We start from the raw sequence: 20,177 nt of genomic DNA on the forward strand, positions 1-20,177 counted from the left end.
CCTCTTCAGACGAGTGTGTCAGGCTTGGGGTATCAGATTGGGGGTCTTGCTGCGGCGGCGGGCAACGACGCGCGGCTGCGGCTTTTTCATCGCGGGCAGCGGCTTGGCGGGATCGCGCAGCCAAGCTGCATCCATCGCACTCTCTAGGCTGGTGACGGCGAAATCAGCGCCGAGGTCTTCGGCTTCGGCCAGTTTGGCGGTCTGCACGATTTGCAGATGCCGCACGCCCGAGGCTTCGCTGGGAAGATCGGACGGCATTTGCAGGATCACCACGCCAACGCGCAGGTGCGGTGCCGCGCGTTTGATCCGGCGGATGTGCAGAAGCGATGCGCGGGTCGGGCGCGGGTCAAGGTAGCACAGCAGCAGGCAATCGGTGCTGTCGGTATCAAGCGCGGCAAGCCGCGTCGGCGACAGATCGGTGTGCGGATAGGATTGCACCGCAGCGCCTTCGGCATGGAGGCTTTGCCCCAGAACGGCGGCGGCGACATCGTCGATCGACGTGCGCCCGCCGATCACACCGATGCGGATGCCAAGACCGGGCAGGGCTGTCTCGGTCGGCGCGGCGCGCTCTGCCTCAACCTCGGCTTCCAGATCGTTCACCACTTGCATTGCGACCATGGCGAGGCGGTCTTGCTGCGCTGGCGTCAGCACACCGCGTTCGCTGTCATCTTGTGCCAACAGCAGCGCCGGGATCATCGTGGTTTGATAGTAGTCAACGATATCAAGCTCTTCCATCGCCTCGGTCGCGCCAAAGGTGGCCTCGACCGCATCGCCCGCCAGCATGCGTTGATACAGTTTGGCATGCGGGGCCAGCACAGGCTCGTCGCCAAAAAGGATGTCGAACAGCGCGAATTGCGGGATGTGACGGCCCAGCACCACAAGGCAGACGGTCAGCGGCGTTGACAGGATCAGGCCGAGAGGGCCCCAAAGGAAGGTCCAGAAGATTGCGGCGACGATGATTGCGAGCGGGCTGACCCCGGTGCGTGCGCCGTAAAGCCAAGGCTCGATCACATTGGAGGTGATCAACTCGACGCTGGCGAACAGCGCTGCGGTCCACAGCAGTGCTGACCAGTCTGGCGAGACGGCGAAGGCCAGAAACAGCGGGAAGGCGGCGGCAAGAACCGAACCGATATAGGGCACGAACCGCAGGATCAGGGTCAGCATGCCCCATAGGGCGGCGTTCGGCACGCCGATGAAATACAGGCCGATGCCGATGGGAACCGCGTAAATGGTGTTCACCAAAAGCTGCACCAGCAGGTAATTGGCGACCCGCGAGCCTGCTTCCTCCAGCACTTGGGTGGTGCGATACAGATCGTTGGTGCCGACAAGCCGGATGAAGCGGTCGCGCAGGTCTTCGCGTTCCAACAGCATGAAGATCACCACCACGATGACAAGGCCGACGGTGGCGATGGGGCTGATCAGCGGCAGCACCAGATTCTCTAGGAAAGCCAAAGCGTTGGAAGATTGGATCACCTCGACCGGCATCGGTTTGTCGACGCCTGTGGGCAGGGCCGCACCAATCTCGGAGTTGATTGCGGTGATCATGTCCGACAGTTTGGCGACAAGGCCATTGTCGCCGCCCGTGGCTTTCAGGCTTTCAACTTTGGCGATGATATTGGCCTGAAAGATCGGCAGATTCTGCGCCAGCTGCGCGAGTTGCCCGGCAACAATGAATGAAAACAAGGCGATGGCCGAAAACGCGAGGGCGACCACCAGCAGCACTGTCCACAACAGCGGCAGACCCCGACGGCGCAGGGCGGTCACCAAAGGCGACAGCGCAAAGGTGATCAGCATGGCAATCGCCAGCGGCACAAACACGTCTTGCGCGACAAAAAGCACGGCTGCCACGGCGACCACGGTGGCAAGTTGCGCCATCGTGATGCGGGCGCCACCGCCGGGCTGTTGCGGAAGTGGTGTCAGTTCATACCCAGGCATATACGCCCTTTCGCCCCAAAGATTGCCAAGACCAGAGGGTGCGTTGGCGGGGTGTGTGTCAACCCCGTTAGCGAAACGCTGTGCTGGGCAATTGGTTCCCGTGCGGGGACGTTTAGATGGGTAAAGGTTCAGACCGAAACTTCGGCGCGCAGATCTTCGCGGGTGAAATCGGCGCGCGCGCCGGATTTGGCGACAGCGCCGCGGCGCAGCACATAGAAATGGTCGGCAAGGTTATAGGCGAAGTCGAAGTATTGCTCGACAAGGATGATCGCCATGTCGCCTTTGCCCTTCAGGTATTCGATGACTCGGCCAATTTGCTGAATGATGTTGGGCTGGATGCCCTCGGTCGGCTCGTCCAGCAGCAGGACTTTCGGGCGCATGATCATGGCGCGGGCGATGGCGAGTTGCTGTTGTTGGCCGCCGGAAAGATCGCCGCCACGGCGGGCGGTCATGTCTTTCAGCACCGGGAACAGGTCGTAGATTTCCTGCGGGATTTTATGATCGGGTTTGGGGAGGAGGGCGAAGGCAGTTTCCAGGTTTTCTTTGACGGTCAGCAGCGGGAAGATCATACGGCCTTGCGGCACAACGGCGAGGCCGCGCTGGGCCATGTCTTGCGGGCGGAGTTTGCCCAAGGTTTCGCCATCCAGTTCGACCGTGCCCGCAGAGCGCATATGGGTGCCTGCGAGGGCTTTCAGAAAGCTGGTTTTGCCGACGCCATTGGTGCCCATGATACAGGTGACTTCGCCTGCTTTGGCGGTGAAATCAATGCCGTGCAAGATTTGTGAGCCGCCGTAGTGCAGGGTGAGGCCTTGGGTTTTGATCATCATCCGCGCCCTAAATAGACGTCAATCACGTCTTGGTTTTTCGTCACATGGTCAAGCGAGCCTTCGGCCAGAACCGAGCCTTCGTGCAGCACTGTCACGCGGCAATTCAGGCGGCGCACAAATTCCATATCGTGTTCGACCACCACCACCGCGCGGGTTTTGGCGATATCGACCAAGAGTTCGGTGGTCTTTTCGCGTTCCGCCAGCGTCATGCCTGCGGCGGGTTCGTCGACCAGCAAAAGGCGAGGCTCTTGCGCCAGCAACATGGCGATTTCCAGCCATTGCTTTTGGCCGTGGCTAAGCTCGCCCGCTTTGCGCGGCAAGTGATCTGCGAGGCCGACTTGCTGCGCCAGTGCGGTGATGCGGTCAAGGTCGGGGCCTTTGACGCGCCAGCCCAGCACCCGCCACGGGCTGCGGGCGGCTTTCAGGGCAAGGGTGAGGTTTTCTGTCACCGTCTGGTCTTCAAACACCGTGGGGCGCTGGAATTTGCGGCCCACACCTGCGCGGGCGATTTTGGCTTCGGAGAGTTTCAGCAGCGAGGCGGATTTCTCGCCAAAGGTGACGGTGCCGCTGTCGGGTTTGGTTTTGCCGGTGACGATATCCATGAAAGTGGATTTGCCCGCGCCATTGGGGCCGATGATGGCGCGGAGTTCGGCAGGGCCAATCGAGAAGGTCAGGTTGTTGATGGCGCGGAAGCCATCGAAGCTGACGGTGACGCCGGAGACTTCGAGAAGTTGGCTCATTCCAGCGCCTCTTTCTCTTGCAGCGATCCTTGGTCTGGGCCGAGGGGGGCGCCTTTGCGGTCTGGAGCGTGAAAGCCTGCAAAGCGGTCAAACAAGCCGCCGATGCCTTTGGGGGCGAACAGGGTAACGCAGACGAAGGCGGCCCCGAGCAGGACTTGCCACCAATCAACCCAGTTGATCGTCATGAACCCCAGCGGGATCGAGGGGGCGCGGCCACCGGTGAACCAACTGGACAGCAGCGAGACGACAGCGGCCCCGATGACGGCACCGTACAGGCGGCCACGGCCCCCGATGGCGACCCAGACCGCGAGATAGATCGAGGCGATGGGCGCGAGTTCGGCGGGGTTGATGATGCCAGCTTGCGGGTAATAGAGCGCGCCTGCGATGGCGGTGATGATGGCGGTGAGGGTGAAGACGAACAGTTTGTAGCCTTCGACCGAGTAGCCAAGGAAGCGGACGCGGGCTTCGTCATCGCGGATGGCGCGGATCACCGAGCCGAATTTGCCGGAGGTGATCCATGTCAGGGCGAGGTAGGCCAGCGCGAGGGCGGCGGCAGAGGCCCAGAAGAACCACAGGCTGATGCTGTCTTGGCTGGTGGCGTCGAGGCCGGGGATGTTTTGCAGGCCAGAGAGGCCGTTGTTACCGCGCAGGCCAGAGTCGTTCTGGAACAGGTAGAGGGCGAGGGCGAGGGTCATCGCTTGGGTCAGGATTGAGAGGTAAACGCCTGTGACGCGGCTGCGGAAGGCGAGCCAGCCGAAGATCAGGGCGAGCAGGCCGGGGAGAGCTATGACGAGGAACAGTTGCAGCGGCAGGCTGTGGGCGAAGGCCCAGATCGTGGGCAAATCGGATGCCCCGACGACGCCGAAGATTTGGGAAGCGATGCCTTGCTGGATTTCCTCGGGCGTGGCGGGGAGGCCGGAATTGGCCAGTGAGGTGATGACGATTTCCTCGGTGCGGGCATACATCAGCCACATGCCGATCATATAGCCACCAAGCGCGAAGAAGGCCATGTGGCCGAGCGACAGGATGCCTGCATAGCCCCAGATCAGGTCCATCGCCAGCGCGGCGAGGCAGAGGCAGAGGGTCTTGCCGAGGGTTTTCACGAAGGAGGTCGACATCAGCCCGTAGTGGGCGGCGAGGGTGGTGGCGAAGGTGAACAGCGCAAGGCAGATCAGGAAGATCAGCAGTGACGGGGTGCGGAGGAAGAAGCTGCGGGTCATTTGGATGCCTTTACGCAGCGGGGGCCAGCCCCCGCACCCCCGGGATATTTATGAACAGATGAAAATGGAAAGCGGGGCTGCATGATCAATCTCCTGCCGCGCGGCCTTTGAGGGCGATGATCCCTCGGGGGCGGAATTGGATGAACAGGATGATGAACAGGATCATGTAGGTTTGGGCGGCGAGGGTGTTTGAGGGGTTGAACACCTCGATCAGCTTTTGCAGGCCGCCGATCATGGTCGCGCCTGCAAGTGCCCCCCAGATGTTGCCGACGCCGCCGACCACCACGGTCATGAAGCTTTGCACGATGTAGTCGGTGCCGAGTTCGGAGGTGACTTTGGCGAAGAGGCCAATGGCGACGCCCGCGATGCCTGCGATGCCAGAGCCAAGGCCGAAGGTCAGCATGTTGATACGGTCGGGGTTGATGCCCATGGAGGCCGCCATGGTGGGGTTTTGGGTGACGGCGCGAACCTCAAGCCCCAGGCGGGTGCGTTTCATCAGCCAGAGGAAGAAGGTGAGGAACAGCAGGGCGAGGACGAAGATGGCGATGCGGATGTAGCTGATCGAGACCACGTCGTTGAGAGTCAGGGCGCCGTCGAGCCATGCTGGGGAGGTCAATGGTCGGGCTTGGGTGCCGAAGACGTTTTTCAGGATTTGTTGTAGTGCGATCGAGATGCCGAAGGTGGCGAGCAGGGTTTCCAGCGGGCGCTTGTAGAGGTGGCGGATCACCAGACGCTCCATCGCGACGCCTGCGGCGAAGGTGACGGCGAAGGCCAGCGGCAGGGCGATCAGAATCGAGGCGGTGTAGTTGGGGACGTAAAGCTGCACGACATAGCCGGTGTAAGCGCCCATGGTGATGAACTCGCCATGCGCCATGTTGATGACGCCCATCACGCCGAAGGTGATGGCGAGGCCGATGGCGGCAAGGAAGTAGATCGAGGCGAGCGAGAGGCCATCAAGGGCGAGGTCGGCGGCCTGCATGGCGGCGACTTTGTGGCCGATGGATTTCAGGGCTGCGGCGGCTGCGGTTGTGACGCCGGGGTCGGGCTCGATATAGATGTCGTAGAAGTGGTGGGCTTTGAGGGCGGCGGCGGCTTCGTCATCGGTGGCGGCTTGCGGGACGGTGCCTGCGGCTTCCAGCGCTGTGTAGGCGCGGTCGCGGGCGGCTTGGGTGTTGAGATCAGCGAGGGGGATGCCGCCGACCGCGCCGCCTGCAAGATTGGCGATCAGGGCGGTGCGGGCGGCCTCGATGGTCAGGCGGGCTGGGGCGAGGTTGGCGGAAACCAGCAGGTCATAGGCTTCGGCCTCGGACAGGTCGCGGCCGGGTTTGAGTTCTTGGGCGATGTTGGCGGTTGGCGGTTCGGCGGCTGCCAGCTTTTTTGTGGCCAGCAGGGGGTTGAGCGCGCCGCGCAAATCGAGGCCGAGGTCTGCGCCAAAGCTGTTGATGGCTGCGATGCGGGCGGTTGACTCGGGGTCGAAGCGCAGGGTCAGCAGGCGTTCGAGGCGTTGTTTTTGCGCCTTCAGTGTGGCGTCAGGTTCGTTGGTGATGGCGGCGCGGAGGGGGGCGAGGGCCTCGGGTTTGGGGTCTTTGGCAATGGAGTCGAGGGCTGCGGCGCGTTTGGCAGCATCAGGGTCCGACAGGGTGAATTGCACCAGAGCGGTGGCGATCATGCCGCGCACACCTGCGTTGGGTTTCAACTCGGTGATGTCGGATTTGGCGGCTTCGCCTGCGGGCGCGCCTGCCAGATCGGTGAGGGCGTAGCCACCTTCATTTGCGGTGATCAGAAAGAACAGGCCGTCGGATTTGCGGATGCCAAGGCCCTTATTCGCCCAAGCTTCCAGCACGGCGGCTGCGGTCGGATCGCCGCTGGCGCCCAAGGCGTCGATCACCGGGGCAATGGTCTGACGCGAGGCTTTTTCCACCAAAGCGGCGTTGGCGGTGAGGATTTCAGCGGCGGTTTCGGCGCGCAGCGGGGCGGCGCACAGCAGCGCGAGAAGGCAGGCCAGCAGGATGCGCATGAGGATTCCGGGCGTGGGGAGGAGGGGAGGGGCCAATGGCCCCTCCGCATGTTTCAGTTGGGCGGTGTCAGTAGTTCGACTTCATCTGCACGCAGGTTTTGGTGTCTTTGTTATACATGCCGCATTTCAGGTCTTTCCAATCGGCTTCCAGCACTGCCGACTCTGGAAGGAAATCGGTCCATGCGTCGCCCGGAACCGGTTCGGTCTGGGAGATGATGTCGAACTGGCCATCGGCGCGAATCTCGCCGATCAGCACAGGTTTGGTGAGGTGGTGGTTCGGCAGCATTTCGGCGACGGTGCCGGTCAGGTTGGGGAATTTCTGACCGATCATCGCGTCGGATACTGCGTCGACGGCGGTGGTGCCGGCGGCTGTCACCGCGTTCACCCACATGTTGAAGCCGATATAGTGGGCTTCCATCGGGTCATTGGTCGGGCGTTTGGTGTCTTTGATATAGGCGTGCCACTGCTCGATAAAGGCTTTGTTTTCTGGGGTATCGGCGGACATGAAGTAGTTCCAAGCCGCCAAATGGCCGACGAGGTTCGAGGTATCAAGGCCCGCCAGTTCTTCTTCACCGACCGAGAAGGCGCAGACGGGGAGTTTGTCAGCGGTCACACCAGCGGCGGCGAGCTCTTTGTAAAAGCCGATGTTGGCATCGCCGTTGATGGTGGAAATCACGCCGACCTTTTTGCCGTCAGCACCCAAGGCCACCACGTCACCGACGATTTTCGACCAGTCGGAATGGCCGAACGGGGTGTAGTTGACGAAGATGTCCTCTTTCGGGATGCCTTTCGAGATCAGATAGGCTTCCAGAATGTTGTTGGTGGTGCGCGGGTAGACATAGTCAGTGCCCAGCAGGGCGAATTTCTTCACGCCGAGTTCTTCAAGGTAGTAGTCCACCGCCGGGATGGCTTGCTGGTTCGGGGCCGCCCCGGTGTAGAACACGTTTTTGGAGGATTCTTCGCCCTCGTACTGCACGGGGTAGAACAGCAGGCCGTTGAGTTCTTCGATCACTGGCAGCACGGATTTGCGGGAAACGGAAGTCCAGCAGCCGAACATCACGTCAACCTTGGAAACCGTCAGCAGCTCGCGGGCCTTTTCGGCGAACAGCGGCCAATCCGAGGCCGGATCGACGACGACGGCTTCCAATTGTTTGCCGAGCAGACCGCCCTTGGCGTTTTGCGCCTCGATCAGCATCAGCATGGTGTCTTTCAGCGTGGTTTCCGAAATCGCCATCGTGCCCGACAACGAGTGCAGAACGCCAATCTTGATGGTTTCGCCGGCGGCAAAGGCAATGCGCGGCAGGGCAAGCGAGGCGATGCCGGAAGCCAAGAGCGCGCGTCTGGTCAGTTTCATTTTATGTCCCCTGTTGGGCCCACTCTGGCGCTTCCATTCAAGGGAAGAACGACCGTGATGAGAGGGCAGCTTTTGTTGCAAACCTGCGGTGTCGGACCGTTGAAAACCAATCGCTACCGCACAGCCTTCGCCCGGGCAGACCCAAGCAGATGCAGCAAAGGCTGGGGGGCGGTTTGCGGCAACGGTCTTGCGCGGGATTCCGCTCGCAAATGCAGCATGGCGAAAGGTTTGCCGGAATTATGGGCGACATGCTGCGGTGCAGCGTAGAAAATGGGCGGAGTCGGCGGCATTTCCCGACGCAACTTCGGGGGAAACCGACAAAAGGCGTCGCAGGGCATGGTGGCTTTGGCCGTAGGCTCTGATTATGCTGGCTGTGGCAGGATAGAGGGATTTGCATGTCGGTTCAGGGTTTAACGACGGCGGAATTTGCGCCATTGCGGGCGGCGTTTGAGGATTGCTTTGCGCTGGGGCAGCATGGCGGCTCGGTCTCGGTGGTGCATCGCGGGGCTTTGGTGGCCGAGCTGTGGGGTGGCTTTGCGGATGCGGCGGCCACGCGGCCTTGGCAGCAAGATACATTGGTCAATGTGTGGTCTTGCACCAAGGGGATTGCCTCGGTGGCGATGGCGATGTTGGTGGATCGGGGATTGATTGACTATGATCAGCCAATGGCGCGCTATTGGCCGGAATTTGCGGCGGGCGGCAAGGGCGATCTGACGGTCGGCGAATGTCTGTCGCATCAGGGCGGTGTTGACGGGCTTTCGGTGACGATGGATCTAGCCGGGCTATATGCAGGCGCGCCCTATGCCGAGGCTTTGGCAGCGATGGCGCCTTTGTGGCCGCCGCGCAGTCTGTCGGTCTATCATGCGATTTCTTTGGGGAGTCTGGTGGCGGAACCATTGCGTCGGATCACCGGTCAGAGTTTTGGCGCATTTTTGGCCGCAGAAATTGCCGGGCCGTTGGGGGCAGATATGTTTGTTGGCCTGCCCGAGGCTGAAGAACCTAGGGTGGCCGAGATTATCGAGGGTCGCGGGGCGGCGGATGGGATTGCTGCGGTGTTGGCGGGGCCGCATCCGCAGGCATGGCAAAATCCGGCGATCCGACCCGTGGAGCCGAACACCCGCACTTGGCGGGCGGCTGAGATTCCGGGGGCGAACGGGCAGGCGACGGCAAAGGCTTTGGCGCTGATTTATGGCGATGTTGTCTCGGGGGCGTCCAAGTTGCTGTCGGCGCAGGCTTTGGCCGAGGCGACCAAGGTGCGGTTTGACGGTGTGGATGCGGCGCATGGTGGGCCTGCTGCCTACGGGGCGGGGTTTGGTCTGTTGCAGCAAGGCGCGCGGGCAGGCAGTTTTGGCCACTCGGGCTGGGGCGGCAGTTTTGGCTTTGCTGATCCGGGGGCGGGCTTTGGCATGGGGTATACAACCAACCAGATGCTTGGCTTTGATGATGATATCGACCCGCGCCGCAAGCGGCTTGTCGATTGCGTTTATGCCGTGCTTGATGGGCTGAACTAGGAGGATGCGATGCACAAACCCCGCGCCCGCGCGCTTGGTCTGCCATTCCCGGGGACGCCCGGCCCGTTGAACGCGATTACTGATGTCGCCGGGGTTGCGGTGGGGTTCACCACTTTGACCGATCCGGCCTTGCGGATGCGGACGGGGGTGACGGCCATTCGTCCGCGCGACGACAAAGGTGTGCCGGTGCCGGTTTGGGCCGGGCATTACGCGCTGAATGGCAATGGCGAGATGACGGGCACGCATTGGATTGATGATGCGGGCTATATGATCGGGCCGGTTTGCATCACCAATACGCATGGTGTGGGTGCGGTGCATCACGGCGTCACCCGCTGGATGATCGAGCATTATGGCGAATTCTTTCAAGCAGACCACGGCTGGGCAATGCCTGTGGTGGCCGAAACCTATGACGGCGTGTTGAACGATATCAATGCGTTGCATGTGACGCCTGATCATGCGGTGGCGGCTTTGCTGGCGGCGAAGTCCGGCGCGCTGGCAGAAGGGTCCATCGGTGGCGGCAATGGCATGATTGCCTATCAGTTCAAGGCAGGAACGGGGACGGCTTCGCGCGTGTTCGAGATTGGCGGGCAGCGCTATACCATGGGCTGTCTGGTGCAGGCCAACCACGGACGGCGACCGGATTTTCAGGTGTTGGGCCGTGCTGTGGGGGCGGCGATGCCGGAAGGGGTGTTTGACCGGGGCTTGCCCGAAAAGGAAATGGGCTCGATCATAGTGGTGTTGATCACGGATGCGCCACTGTCGGGGCTGTCGCTGCGGCAGGTTGCCAAGCGGGCGGCTTTGGGGATCGGGCGCGGTGGCACGCCGGGGGGTAATTCGTCGGGCGATATTTTTCTGGCGCTGTCGGTGGCCAATCCGGGGCCGATGCCGCAGCGGGCGGGGGCGGTGGTGATCAAGACCGAGATCAATGGCGAGTTGATTGATCCATTGTATCTGGCGGCGGTGCAGGCGGTCGAGGAATCGGTGGTGAATGCGATTGTCGCAGGCGAGGACGTGGCGACGGTGAAGCCCGCCGGGCAGATGGTGCCGGGAATTGACACCGCAAGATTGGCCGCGCTGTTTTGATGTTTGATCTGGTGATCTTTGATTGCGACGGGGTGCTGATCGATTCAGAGATCATCTCGGCGCAGATGCTGATTGATGCTTTGGCCGCGCGTGGGGTGCAGATTGATCTGGCCTATGTGGCGCGGAACTTTCTGGGGCGCAGCTATCCCACGGTCATGAACACCATCCGCGAAGAGTTCCACCTGACGCTGCCCGCCGATTTTGAAGCCGATTATCGCGCCAAGTTGCTGGAGCGGTTCGAGCGTGATCTGAAGGTGATGCCAGGGGTCGCCGAGGTGATCGCCAAGATGCGGGTGCCGTATTGTGTGGCGACTTCCTCTAGCCCGATGCGGGCGGCGAAATCGCTGGATCTGGTGGGGCTTGGGCATCTGGCGGGGCCGCATTTGTTCACCTCGACTTTGGTGGCACGCGGCAAACCTGCGCCAGATCTGTTCTTGTATGCGGCGGCAAAGATGGGGGTCGCGCCTGCGCGCTGTCTGGTGATCGAGGACAGTTTGACCGGGATCAGGGCAGGCTTGGCTGCGGGCATGCAGGTGTGGCGGTTCACCGGCGGCAGTCATTTGCGCGGGCGCGATCTGGACGAGCCTGACGATGCCCGCCCGCATATGAGGTTTGCATCCTTTGACGGTTTCTACGACATTGCGCCCGAATTGAAGAGTCCGAATTGAAGAGCGCGAATTGAAGGTGCAGTCATGATCCGCAACGATCCCGAGCCGACGCTGAATGATGATGCCGCGCGGGCGGGCTGGCTGTATTATGTCGGCGGGTTGACGCAGGATCAGATCGCGACGGAATTGGGGGTCAGCCGTCAGCGGGCGCAGCGTCTGGTCAGCCGGGCGATGGCCGAAGGCTTGATCCATGTGCGGCTGAATCACCGCATCGGCAATTGTCTTGATCTGGAAACCCGGCTGACGGAACGCTTTGATCTGCTGCGTTGCCGGGTGGCACCCAGCCTTGGCGCAGGCGGTGATCCTGTTCATTCAATCGCGCCCAGTGCCGCGACCGAGCTGGAGCGATTCCTGCGGATGCCAGAGCCGCAGGTGATCGCCTTTGGCACTGGCCGGGCATTGCGGGCGATGGCAGAGCTGTTCAACCCGACCGAAGCCGGGCATCACCGAATCGTCTCATTGATCGGCAACATCGCGCCGGATGGCTCGGCGACATTATATGACGTCATTCGCCGCGTCGCAGAAAAACTGGTGGCGCCATATTACCCGATGCCGGTGCCGGTTATCTCGGACACTGCCGAAGAGCGCGCCTTTTATCATCACCTGCGCCCAGTGCAGGCGGTGGTGGCTTTGGTCGAGCAGGCCGATGTGACCTTTGTGGGTGTGGGGCAAATGAGCGACGATGCGCCCTTGTTGGTGGATGGCTTTGTCAGCCGCGAAGAAATGGCGCGTTTTCAACGCAAAGGGGCGGCGGGCGAGATTGCAAGCTGGGTCTATGACGACAATGGCCAGTATATCAAATCGGACCGCGATGCGATGGTTGGGGCCTTGCGGATAGAGCCGGGGCGGGTGCAGCCGGTGATTGGTGTGGCGGGCGGGCATGGCAAAACCCGTGCCATTCGGGCGGCTTTGCTTGGCAAGATTCTGAACGGTCTTGTGACGGATGAGCGCACTGCTGCTGAAATTTTAGGCATGGATTAGGCTGTCTGCCTTCGCAGGTGCAGCATAAAGAAAATGCTTGACGTATCACGCCATTGTGTGAGCAATTACTCAGTAAGCGATGAAATGCTCAATCGCTGATCTGGGAGGATACCAATGAACATGACGCTTCGCGCGCTGCTTGGCGCGACGGCTCTGCTTACCCTTGCGGGTCTTGCATCGGCCGAAACCACGATCACTGTCGCAACCGTGAACAACGGCGACATGGTCCGTATGCAAGGGCTGATGGACGATTTCTACGCCAAGAACCCCGACATCAAAGTTGAGTGGGTTACGCTGGAAGAAAACGTTCTGCGCCAGAACGTGACCACCGACATCGCAACTGGTGGCGGCCAATACGACGTGATGACCATCGGCACTTATGAAGTTCCGATCTGGGGCAAGCAAGGTTGGCTCGCCAGCCTGAACGATCTGCCCGCTGAATATGATGCCGCCGACATTCTGCCCGCAATCGCTGGCGGTCTGACGGTTGACGGCAACCTGTTGGCCGCACCGTTCTACGGCGAGTCGTCGATGGTGATGTATCGCAAAGACCTGATGGAAGCCGCTGGCCTGACCATGCCAGACGCGCCGACCTGGACTGACATCGAAGCTGCAGCCAAGGCGATGACCAACCGTGACGCCGAAATCAACGGCATCTGCCTGCGCGGCAAAGCTGGTTGGGGCGAGAACATGGCGTTCCTGACCGCGATGTCGAACTCGTTCGGCGCGCGTTGGTTTGATGAAAACTGGGTTGCCCAGTTCGATCAGCCTGAATGGAAAGCCACGCTCGATTTCTACCTGAACCTGATGACCAACTACGGTCCCGCAGGCGCATCGAACAACGGCTTCAACGAAAACCTGACCCTGTTCCAACAAGGCAAGTGCGGCATGTGGATCGACGCCACCGTTGCGGCGTCGTTCGTGACCGGCAAAGACAGCACCGTCGCTGACAAGGTTGGTTTCGCTCTGGCACCGGATAACGGTCTGGGCAAGCGCGGCAACTGGCTGTGGGCTTGGTCTTTGGCGATCCCGTCGTCTTCGCAAAAACAAGACGCTGCCAAGGCGTTCATCAACTGGGCGACCAACAAAGACTATCTGGCTTTGGTTGCGTCGAAAGAAGGCTGGGCCAACGTTCCTCCGGGCACGCGCACCTCGCTTTACGCAAACCCGGAATACCAGAAGGTGTCGTTCGCCAAGATGACCCTGGACAGCATCAACTCGGCTGACCCGACCAAACCGACCGTCAAGCCGGTGCCTTATGTTGGTGTGCAGTTCGTCGCTATCCCGGAATTTGCGGGCATGGCAACCAGCGTGGGTGAGTTGTTCTCGGCAGCTTTGGCTGGCCAGAAGACCGCTGACGAGGCTTTGGCCGAAGCACAAGCGCTGGTGGTCGATGAGATGGCATCTGCGGGCTACACCAAGTAACCGCTGACGACCAAGTTGCTACCGAAGGCCGCTCCTCCTCGGCTGGCCTTCGCCACCTTCCCCGCGATCTCCCAAGGCGCGGGGAAGGGTTTCCAGACAACAGGGAAAGATTGGTCGCACAAGACTGGCCGCCAACCGATTGTTGATCTTGGCTTGCCCCTTCACTTCAGACTTCCGTTCCCGTCATTGCTTCGGAGAATCCTCATGGCGACGCAATCTTCCCGCGCCACTGCACGACTTATGCTCGCGCCCTCTGTCATCATGCTGTTCGTCTGGATGATTGTGCCGCTGGCAATGACGATCTGGTTTTCGTTCCGCATCTATCGGCTGCTGTCGCCGGATCGGACAGGCTGGGCGGGCATCCGCAACTACACATGGTTCTTCAACTCGCCGGATTTCTGGCTGGGGATCAGCAACACCCTGCTGCTGGTTGGCGGTGTGCTGGCGATCACCATCATCTTCGGTGTGCTGATTGCCTTGTTGATTGATCAGCCGGTCTGGGGGCAGGGTCCGCTGCGGATTTTGGTGATCTCGCCATTTTTCGTGATGCCGCCGGTGGCTGCCTCGATCTGGAAAAACCTGTTCATGCATCCTCAAAACGGCCTGCTGGCATCCGCCGCACAGGGGCTGGGGATGGAGCCGATTTTGTTCCTGCAATCCTATCCGCTGGGGTCGATCATCTTTATCACCTCGTGGGAATGGCTGCCGTTTGCGACGCTGATCCTGCTGACCGCGCTGCAATCCTTGTCATCCGAGCAGCTTGAGGCCGCCGAGATGGATGGCGCATCTGCCCTAAGCCGGTTCCGTTTCATCACCCTGCCGCATATGACCCGCGCCATCACCGTGGTGATCCTGATACAGACGATCTTCCTGCTGAGCATCTTCGGCGAGATTTTCACCACCACCCAAGGTGGGCCGGGATCGGCCTCTACCACGCTGCCCTACATGATCTACAAGCAAGCCCTGATCGCCAAGGATATTGGCCGAGCGGCTGCCGGGGGCATCATCGCGGTGATCCTTGCCAACATCGTCGCCGTCTTCCTCATGCGCAGCATGGGCAAGCATCTAGACACCTGATAGTTCGGAGAACACCATTATGGCCCGCGCAGTTACACCCCGCCGCAAGCTGTTCTTCACGCTCGCCGCCTGGACCGTCGCCCTGCTTATCTTCTTTCCTGTGTTTTGGACGATACTGACCAGCTTCAAGACCGAGGCCAGTGCCGTGGCCACGCCGCCGCAACTGTTCACAGCCGACTGGACATTGCAGAATTACAGCGATGTCTGGGCGCGCTCGGATTACCCACGTTTCTTTCTGAACTCGGTGATCATCTCGATCGGCTCGACCTTGCTGGGGCTGATGATCGCCATTCCGGCGGCATGGTCGATGGCCTTTGTTCCGGGCAAAAAGACCAAAGATCTGCTGATGTGGATGCTGTCGACCAAGATGATGCCTGCGGCGGCAGTGTTGATCCCGATGTATCTGATCTTTCAGAAAACCGGGTTGTTTGACACTCGCATCGGATTGGTGCTGGCGCTGATGCTGATGAACCTGCCGGTGATCATCTGGATGCTGTACACCTATTTCAAGGAAATCCCCGGTGAGATCCTTGAGGCCGCCCGGATGGATGGGGCCAGCCTGAAGAACGAGGTCCTGTATATTCTGACGCCGATGGCGGTGCCGGGGATCGCGTCAACCATGCTGCTGAACATCATTCTGGCGTGGAATGAGGCGTTCTGGACCATCACGCTGACCACGGTAAACGCGGCCCCGCTGTCGGCCTTTATCGCCAGCTTTTCGGCACCGCAGGGGCTGTTCTACGCCAAGCTTTCGGCGGCTTCGACAATGGCCATCGCGCCAATTCTGATCATGGGCTGGTTTGGCCAGAAACAACTCGTCCGCGGGCTGACCTTCGGCGCGGTGAAGTGAGGATATCATGGGTAAAATCGTTCTAAAACAAGTCCGCAAATCCTTTGGCGATGTGCATGTGATCCCGTCCGTCGATCTGACGATTGAGAATGGCGAATTTGTGGTGTTCGTTGGCCCCTCGGGCTGCGGCAAATCCACCTTGCTGCGCTTGATCGCAGGGTTGGAGGATACCTCTTCGGGCACCATCGAGATTGACGGCAAGGATGCGACGATGCTGCCGCCCGCCAAGCGTGGGCTGGCGATGGTGTTCCAATCCTACGCTTTGTATCCGCATATGACGGTGCGCAAGAACATCATGTTCCCGCTGAAAATGGCCGGGATGGACCCAGAAGCCGCGACCAAGAAAGCCGATGCTGCGGCCAAGGTGCTGAACCTGACCAATTACATGGAGCGTAAGCCGGGCCAGCTTTCCGGTGGTCAGCGCCAGCGCGTTGCCATTGGCCGCGCGATTGTGCGCGAACCTGCAGCGTTTCTGTTTGACGAGCCCTTGTCGAACTTGGATGCGGCGTTGCGCGGCAATATGCGGCTTGAGATCACCGAACTGCACCAGACGCTGAAAACCACGATGATCTACGTGACGCATGATCAGGTCGAAGCCATGACCATGGCTGACAAGATCGTGGTGCTGCAGGCGGGCAATATCGAGCAAGTCGGCTCGCCGCTGGAACTCTACAACCACCCGGCCAATGCGTTTGTTGCGGGCTTTATCGGCTCGCCCCGGATGAACCTGCTGGAAGGTGCGGATGCGGCAGCCGTTGGTGCCAAGACCATCGGCGTGCGGCCTGAACACCTAGAGATTTCGACCACGGCGGGGCAGTGGAAGGGTACGGTTGCGGTGGCGGAATTGCTGGGTTCGGATACGTTCCTGCATGTGAATGTCGAAGGCCACGGCACGATGACGGTGCGCGGCGGCGGTGATGTCAATCTGCGCCACGGCGATACGGTTTATCTGACGCCGCAGGCGGGCAAAACCCACCGCTTTGGCCAAGACGGCAAGGCTTTGGTATGAGACTGGCAGGCAAAACCGCTTTGATCACAGGCTCGGCCCGTGGGATAGGGTTGGAGTTTGCACGCGCCTATATCGCCGAGGGGGCCAAAGTTGCCTTGGCGGATATCAACGCGGATGCCGTCGCCAAAGCTGCCGAAGCCTTGGGGCCGCAGGCGATTGGGGTGGTGTTGGATGTAACGCAGCAGGTCTCGATTGATGCGGGGTTTGCAGAGGCCATCGCGCGCTTGGGTGGGTTGGATATTCTGGTGAATAACGCGGCTTTGTTTTCAGCCGCGCCGATTGCCGAGATTTCCCGCGCTGATTATGAACGTCTGTTCGCAGTCAATGTCTCTGGCACGCTCTTTTGTATGCAGGCGGCGGCGCGTCACATGATTGCTGCTGGAAAAGGTGGCAAAATCATCAATATGGCCAGCCAAGCGGGCCGCCGTGGCGAAGGATTGGTCGCGATATATTGTGCCACTAAAGCGGCAGTGATCAGCCTGACTCAAAGTGCCGGGCTGGGCTTGATCGCGCATAACATCAACGTCAACGCGATCGCGCCGGGTGTGGTGGATGGCGAACATTGGGATGGCGTCGATGCCTTCTTCGCCAAATATGAGAACAAGCAGCCCGGGCAGAAAAAGCGCGAAGTGGGTGCGGCTGTGCCGTATGGCCGGATGGGCACCGCTGCCGATTTGACCGGAATGGCGGTTTTTCTTGCGACCCCCGAGGCTGATTACATCGTCGCGCAATGCTTCGGCGTTGACGGCGGCAACTGGATGGCATGAACATGAACGCATCTTCACAAACAGCAAAACTGCCCGCCTATGACCGCAGCAAGCTGACCCCCGGCATTGTGCATATCGGTCTGGGCAACTTTCACCGCGCGCATATGGCGGTGTATCTGGATGATCTGTTCGCTCTGGGTCTGGCGCATGATTGGGCTATCTTGGGCGCTGGCGTGCGCGAGGGTGATGCCCGGATGCGCGACGCGATGTTGGCGCAGGATTGCCTGTCGTCGATCATCGAATTGGACCCGAAAGGCAAATCTGCCCGTCGCATCGGCGCGATGATTGGCTTTATCGAGGTTCAGCCGGACAACGCCACTTTGATTGCGGCGATGGCCAAGCCCGAGATCCGCATCGTGTCACTGACCGTCACCGAAGGCGGCTATTTCATCGACCCCGCGACGGGCGCATTTGATCCGACCGCGCCCGATATTGCTGCCGATGCCGCCAATCCGCATCGCACAGCTTTCGGGGCGATCATTGCAGCGCTGAAGGCGCGGCGCGCGGCGGGTATTGCACCCTTTACAGTGATGTCTTGCGACAATCTTCCCGGCAATGGCCATGTGGCGCAGGCCGCCGTGGTTGGCCTTGCGCGGCTGTCTGATCCGGCCTTGGCCGATTGGATCGACGCCACTGTGGCTTTCCCAAATGGTATGGTCGACCGGATCACCCCCGCGACCGGCCCGCGCGAGCGCAGTATGGCCGCCGCTTTCGGCCTTGGTGATGACCCCGTGCCGGTGACCTGCGAGCCGTTCCGCCAGTGGGTGGTCGAGGATAACTTCCCCGCTGGCCGCCCCCCCTTGGAGCGCGTCGGCGTGACGTTTTCCAACGATGTGCATGCCTATGAGGCGATGAAAATTCGCATCCTGAACGGCGGCCATGCCACCATCGCGTATCCCGGCGGGTTGCTGGACATCGAATATGTACACGAGGCGATGGCGCATCCGCTGATCCTTGGCTTTTTGAACAAGCTGGAAACTACCGAGATCATTCCGACGGTGGCGCCGGTGCCGAACACCAATCTGGTGGATTACTACGCTAAGATCGTCGAGCGGTTCTCGAACCCCGAAGTGGCAGATACCGAGCGGCGGCTATGCCTTGATGGCTCAAACCGGCAGCCGAAATTCATCGTGCCGCCGTTGCGCGATCGGTTGGCGGCGGGGCAGTCTTGCGATGGTCTGGCGCTGGTGTCGGCGCTGTGGTGCCGCTATTGCAACGGCTTGTCCGACAAAGGCACGGCGATTGAGCCGAACGATCCGAATTGGGATGCGTTGCAGGCCACCGCCAAGCTGGCGCAGAAAAATCCGCAGGCTTGGTTGGATCAGCGCACCATCTATGGCGATCTGGCCGACAATCCGGTGTTCCAGACCGCATTTGCCACCCAGCTTGCCCGCGTGCGCGATGAAGGCTGCGAGGCGGCGCTGCGCGCTTACATCGGCTGATCCCGTATTGAACAGCTGATGTGCAGCCGCGCAGACTTCCCCGGACGCGCGGCTGCCCTTATCTCTGTCTTAACAAAAAGCATCGCGGGATCATCCGGCAGTGCTTCAGGAGACAGATATGACGTATGAATTGGGCCTTGATACCTTTGGCGACGTGACGGTTGATGCCAATGGCCAGCAAAAACCGATGGATCAGGTAATCCGCGATGTGGTTGAAGAGGCCGTGGTTGCCGATCAGGCAGGCGTGCATTTCATTGGCCTTGGCGAGCATCACCGTCCCGATTTCGCAATCTCGGCGCCCGAGGTCATCTTGGCTGCGATTGCCGGGCGCACCAGCAAAATCCATCTTGGGACGGCTGTCACAGTATTGTCGTCGGATGATCCGATCCGGGTGTTTCAACGCTTTTCGACGCTGAATGCGATCTCAAACGGCCGGGCCGAGGTGATTTTGGGCCGGGGCAGCTTTACCGAAAGCTATCCGTTGTTCGGCTATGCGATGGATGATTACAAGCTGTTGTTCGAGGAAAAGCTGGATATCTTCGCCAAACTGGTGCGCGAACCCAGTTTGACTTGGTCTGGGCAAACCCGGACTGCGTTGAACAATCAGATCGTCTATCCGCCAACCGCAAAGCCGCTGACCACTTGGGTCGGCGTGGGCGGTTCCCCGGAATCTGTGGTGCGGGTAGTGCGGCAGGATTTGCAACTGATGCTGGCGATCATTGGCGGCGATCCGCGGCGGTTTTTGCCTTATATCGACCTTTATCATCGGGCGGTGGATCAGCTGGGTAGAACCGTCCGACCGATTGGGATTCACTCGCCGGGCTTTGTGGCCGAGACGGATGAGGCCGCTCAGGAAGCGCTTTGGCCGCATTACCAGACCATGTTTGGTCGTTTGGGGCGCGAACGTGGTTGGCCGCCGACAACCAAAGAACGGTTCTTGGAAGAGGTGCATCATGGCTCGCTTTATGTAGGCTCGCCGGAAACCGTGGCGAAAAAGATTGCGGGCGCGATGCGGGATCTGAAAATCCAACGCTTTGACATGAAATACGCCACCGGGCCGCAACCGCATGATCAGTTGCTGAAATGCATCCAGCTTTATGGCGAGAAAGTTATCCCAATGGTGCACGATCTGCTGGCTGCCTAGTCGTCCAGCTAGTCGTCCAGCAAGATTATAGCGCGAGAAAGCGGCGGCAGCACATCTTGCCGCCGCTTTGCTACCCGGCGAGGTCCGTCGCGGAAGCCATCGCAATGCCCAGATTTATGCGTAAGTT

At 60.5% G+C, this 20,177-nt stretch carries 17 protein-coding genes; 11 read left to right on the top strand and 6 right to left on the bottom strand.

What is annotated here, in order from left to right; translation table 11 throughout:
* Positions 1-18 precede the first annotated feature (18 nt).
* From QQJ98_RS01280 to urtA, 6 genes are all read right to left on the bottom strand, one after another.
* Positions 19-1,935, bottom strand: coding sequence for an AI-2E family transporter (locus QQJ98_RS01280; RefSeq protein ID WP_284323505.1), 1,917 nt, complete (start codon positions 1,933-1,935; stop codon positions 19-21).
* A 128-nt stretch (positions 1,936-2,063) separates the two neighbouring features.
* A complete protein-coding gene (gene urtE, locus QQJ98_RS01285; RefSeq protein WP_284323506.1) occupies positions 2,064-2,762 on the bottom strand; it encodes an urea ABC transporter ATP-binding subunit UrtE in 699 nt (232 codons plus the stop codon).
* The gene (urtD, locus tag QQJ98_RS01290) at positions 2,759-3,502 is read right to left on the bottom strand and encodes an urea ABC transporter ATP-binding protein UrtD (RefSeq protein ID WP_284323507.1); all 744 of its coding nucleotides are present in this window, start codon (positions 3,500-3,502) and stop codon (positions 2,759-2,761) included. The genes urtE and urtD overlap by 4 nt, the downstream gene beginning before the upstream one ends.
* Positions 3,499-4,722 carry an urea ABC transporter permease subunit UrtC gene (gene urtC, locus QQJ98_RS01295; protein ID WP_284323508.1) on the bottom strand — a complete coding sequence of 408 codons (1,224 nt, stop codon included), beginning with the start codon at positions 4,720-4,722 and terminating at the stop codon, positions 3,499-3,501. Before urtC ends, urtD begins: the two co-directional genes overlap by 4 nt.
* An 85-nt stretch (positions 4,723-4,807) precedes the next feature.
* Positions 4,808-6,739 (bottom strand): urea ABC transporter permease subunit UrtB, encoded by a 1,932-nt coding sequence (gene urtB / locus QQJ98_RS01300; RefSeq protein ID WP_284323509.1) that lies wholly within the window; start codon positions 6,737-6,739, stop codon positions 4,808-4,810.
* 67 nt (positions 6,740-6,806) lie between these two features.
* A complete protein-coding gene (urtA, locus tag QQJ98_RS01305; protein WP_284323510.1) occupies positions 6,807-8,093 on the bottom strand; it encodes an urea ABC transporter substrate-binding protein in 1,287 nt (428 codons plus the stop codon).
* A gap of 395 nt (positions 8,094-8,488) precedes the next feature.
* Between urtA and QQJ98_RS01310 the strand changes: the two genes are divergently transcribed.
* The 11 genes from QQJ98_RS01310 to QQJ98_RS01360 all read left to right on the top strand — a co-directional run bounded on the left by QQJ98_RS01310 (position 8,489) and on the right by QQJ98_RS01360 (position 20,050).
* Entirely contained in the window at positions 8,489-9,604 is a 1,116-nt protein-coding gene (locus tag QQJ98_RS01310) for a serine hydrolase domain-containing protein (protein WP_284323511.1), read from the top strand.
* A 9-nt stretch (positions 9,605-9,613) separates the two neighbouring features.
* Positions 9,614-10,687: a DmpA family aminopeptidase gene (locus QQJ98_RS01315; RefSeq protein ID WP_284323512.1), complete on the top strand. Its 1,074-nt coding sequence runs from the start codon at positions 9,614-9,616 to the stop codon at positions 10,685-10,687.
* Positions 10,687-11,355, top strand: a complete 669-nt coding sequence (locus tag QQJ98_RS01320; RefSeq protein ID WP_284323513.1) for an HAD family hydrolase — start codon at positions 10,687-10,689, stop codon at positions 11,353-11,355. The genes QQJ98_RS01315 and QQJ98_RS01320 overlap by 1 nt, the downstream gene beginning before the upstream one ends.
* Positions 11,356-11,379: 24 nt before the next feature.
* The gene (locus QQJ98_RS01325; RefSeq protein WP_284323514.1) at positions 11,380-12,336 is read left to right on the top strand and encodes a sugar-binding transcriptional regulator; all 957 of its coding nucleotides are present in this window, start codon (positions 11,380-11,382) and stop codon (positions 12,334-12,336) included.
* 114 nt (positions 12,337-12,450) lie between these two features.
* The gene (locus tag QQJ98_RS01330; RefSeq protein WP_284323515.1) at positions 12,451-13,761 is read left to right on the top strand and encodes an ABC transporter substrate-binding protein; all 1,311 of its coding nucleotides are present in this window, start codon (positions 12,451-12,453) and stop codon (positions 13,759-13,761) included.
* A 204-nt stretch (positions 13,762-13,965) separates the two neighbouring features.
* Positions 13,966-14,838 carry a carbohydrate ABC transporter permease gene (locus QQJ98_RS01335; protein WP_284323516.1) on the top strand — a complete coding sequence of 291 codons (873 nt, stop codon included), beginning with the start codon at positions 13,966-13,968 and terminating at the stop codon, positions 14,836-14,838.
* Positions 14,839-14,857: 19 nt separating this feature from the next.
* On the top strand, positions 14,858-15,688 hold the full coding sequence (locus QQJ98_RS01340) for a carbohydrate ABC transporter permease (RefSeq protein ID WP_284323517.1): 831 nt from the start codon (positions 14,858-14,860) through the stop codon (positions 15,686-15,688).
* A 7-nt stretch (positions 15,689-15,695) separates the two neighbouring features.
* Positions 15,696-16,697, top strand: a complete 1,002-nt coding sequence (locus QQJ98_RS01345) for an ABC transporter ATP-binding protein (protein WP_284323518.1) — start codon at positions 15,696-15,698, stop codon at positions 16,695-16,697.
* Positions 16,694-17,464 carry an L-iditol 2-dehydrogenase gene (locus QQJ98_RS01350; protein ID WP_284323519.1) on the top strand — a complete coding sequence of 257 codons (771 nt, stop codon included), beginning with the start codon at positions 16,694-16,696 and terminating at the stop codon, positions 17,462-17,464. The genes QQJ98_RS01345 and QQJ98_RS01350 overlap by 4 nt, the downstream gene beginning before the upstream one ends.
* 2 nt (positions 17,465-17,466) lie before the next feature.
* On the top strand, positions 17,467-18,906 hold the full coding sequence (locus QQJ98_RS01355) for a mannitol dehydrogenase family protein (RefSeq protein WP_284323520.1): 1,440 nt from the start codon (positions 17,467-17,469) through the stop codon (positions 18,904-18,906).
* A 118-nt stretch (positions 18,907-19,024) separates the two neighbouring features.
* Positions 19,025-20,050, top strand: a complete 1,026-nt coding sequence (locus tag QQJ98_RS01360) for an LLM class flavin-dependent oxidoreductase (protein WP_284323521.1) — start codon at positions 19,025-19,027, stop codon at positions 20,048-20,050.
* Positions 20,051-20,177 lie beyond the last annotated feature (127 nt).

The organism is Cypionkella aquatica, from assembly GCF_030161095.1.
In the GTDB taxonomy this organism is placed as follows: domain Bacteria; phylum Pseudomonadota; class Alphaproteobacteria; order Rhodobacterales; family Rhodobacteraceae; genus Cypionkella; species Cypionkella aquatica.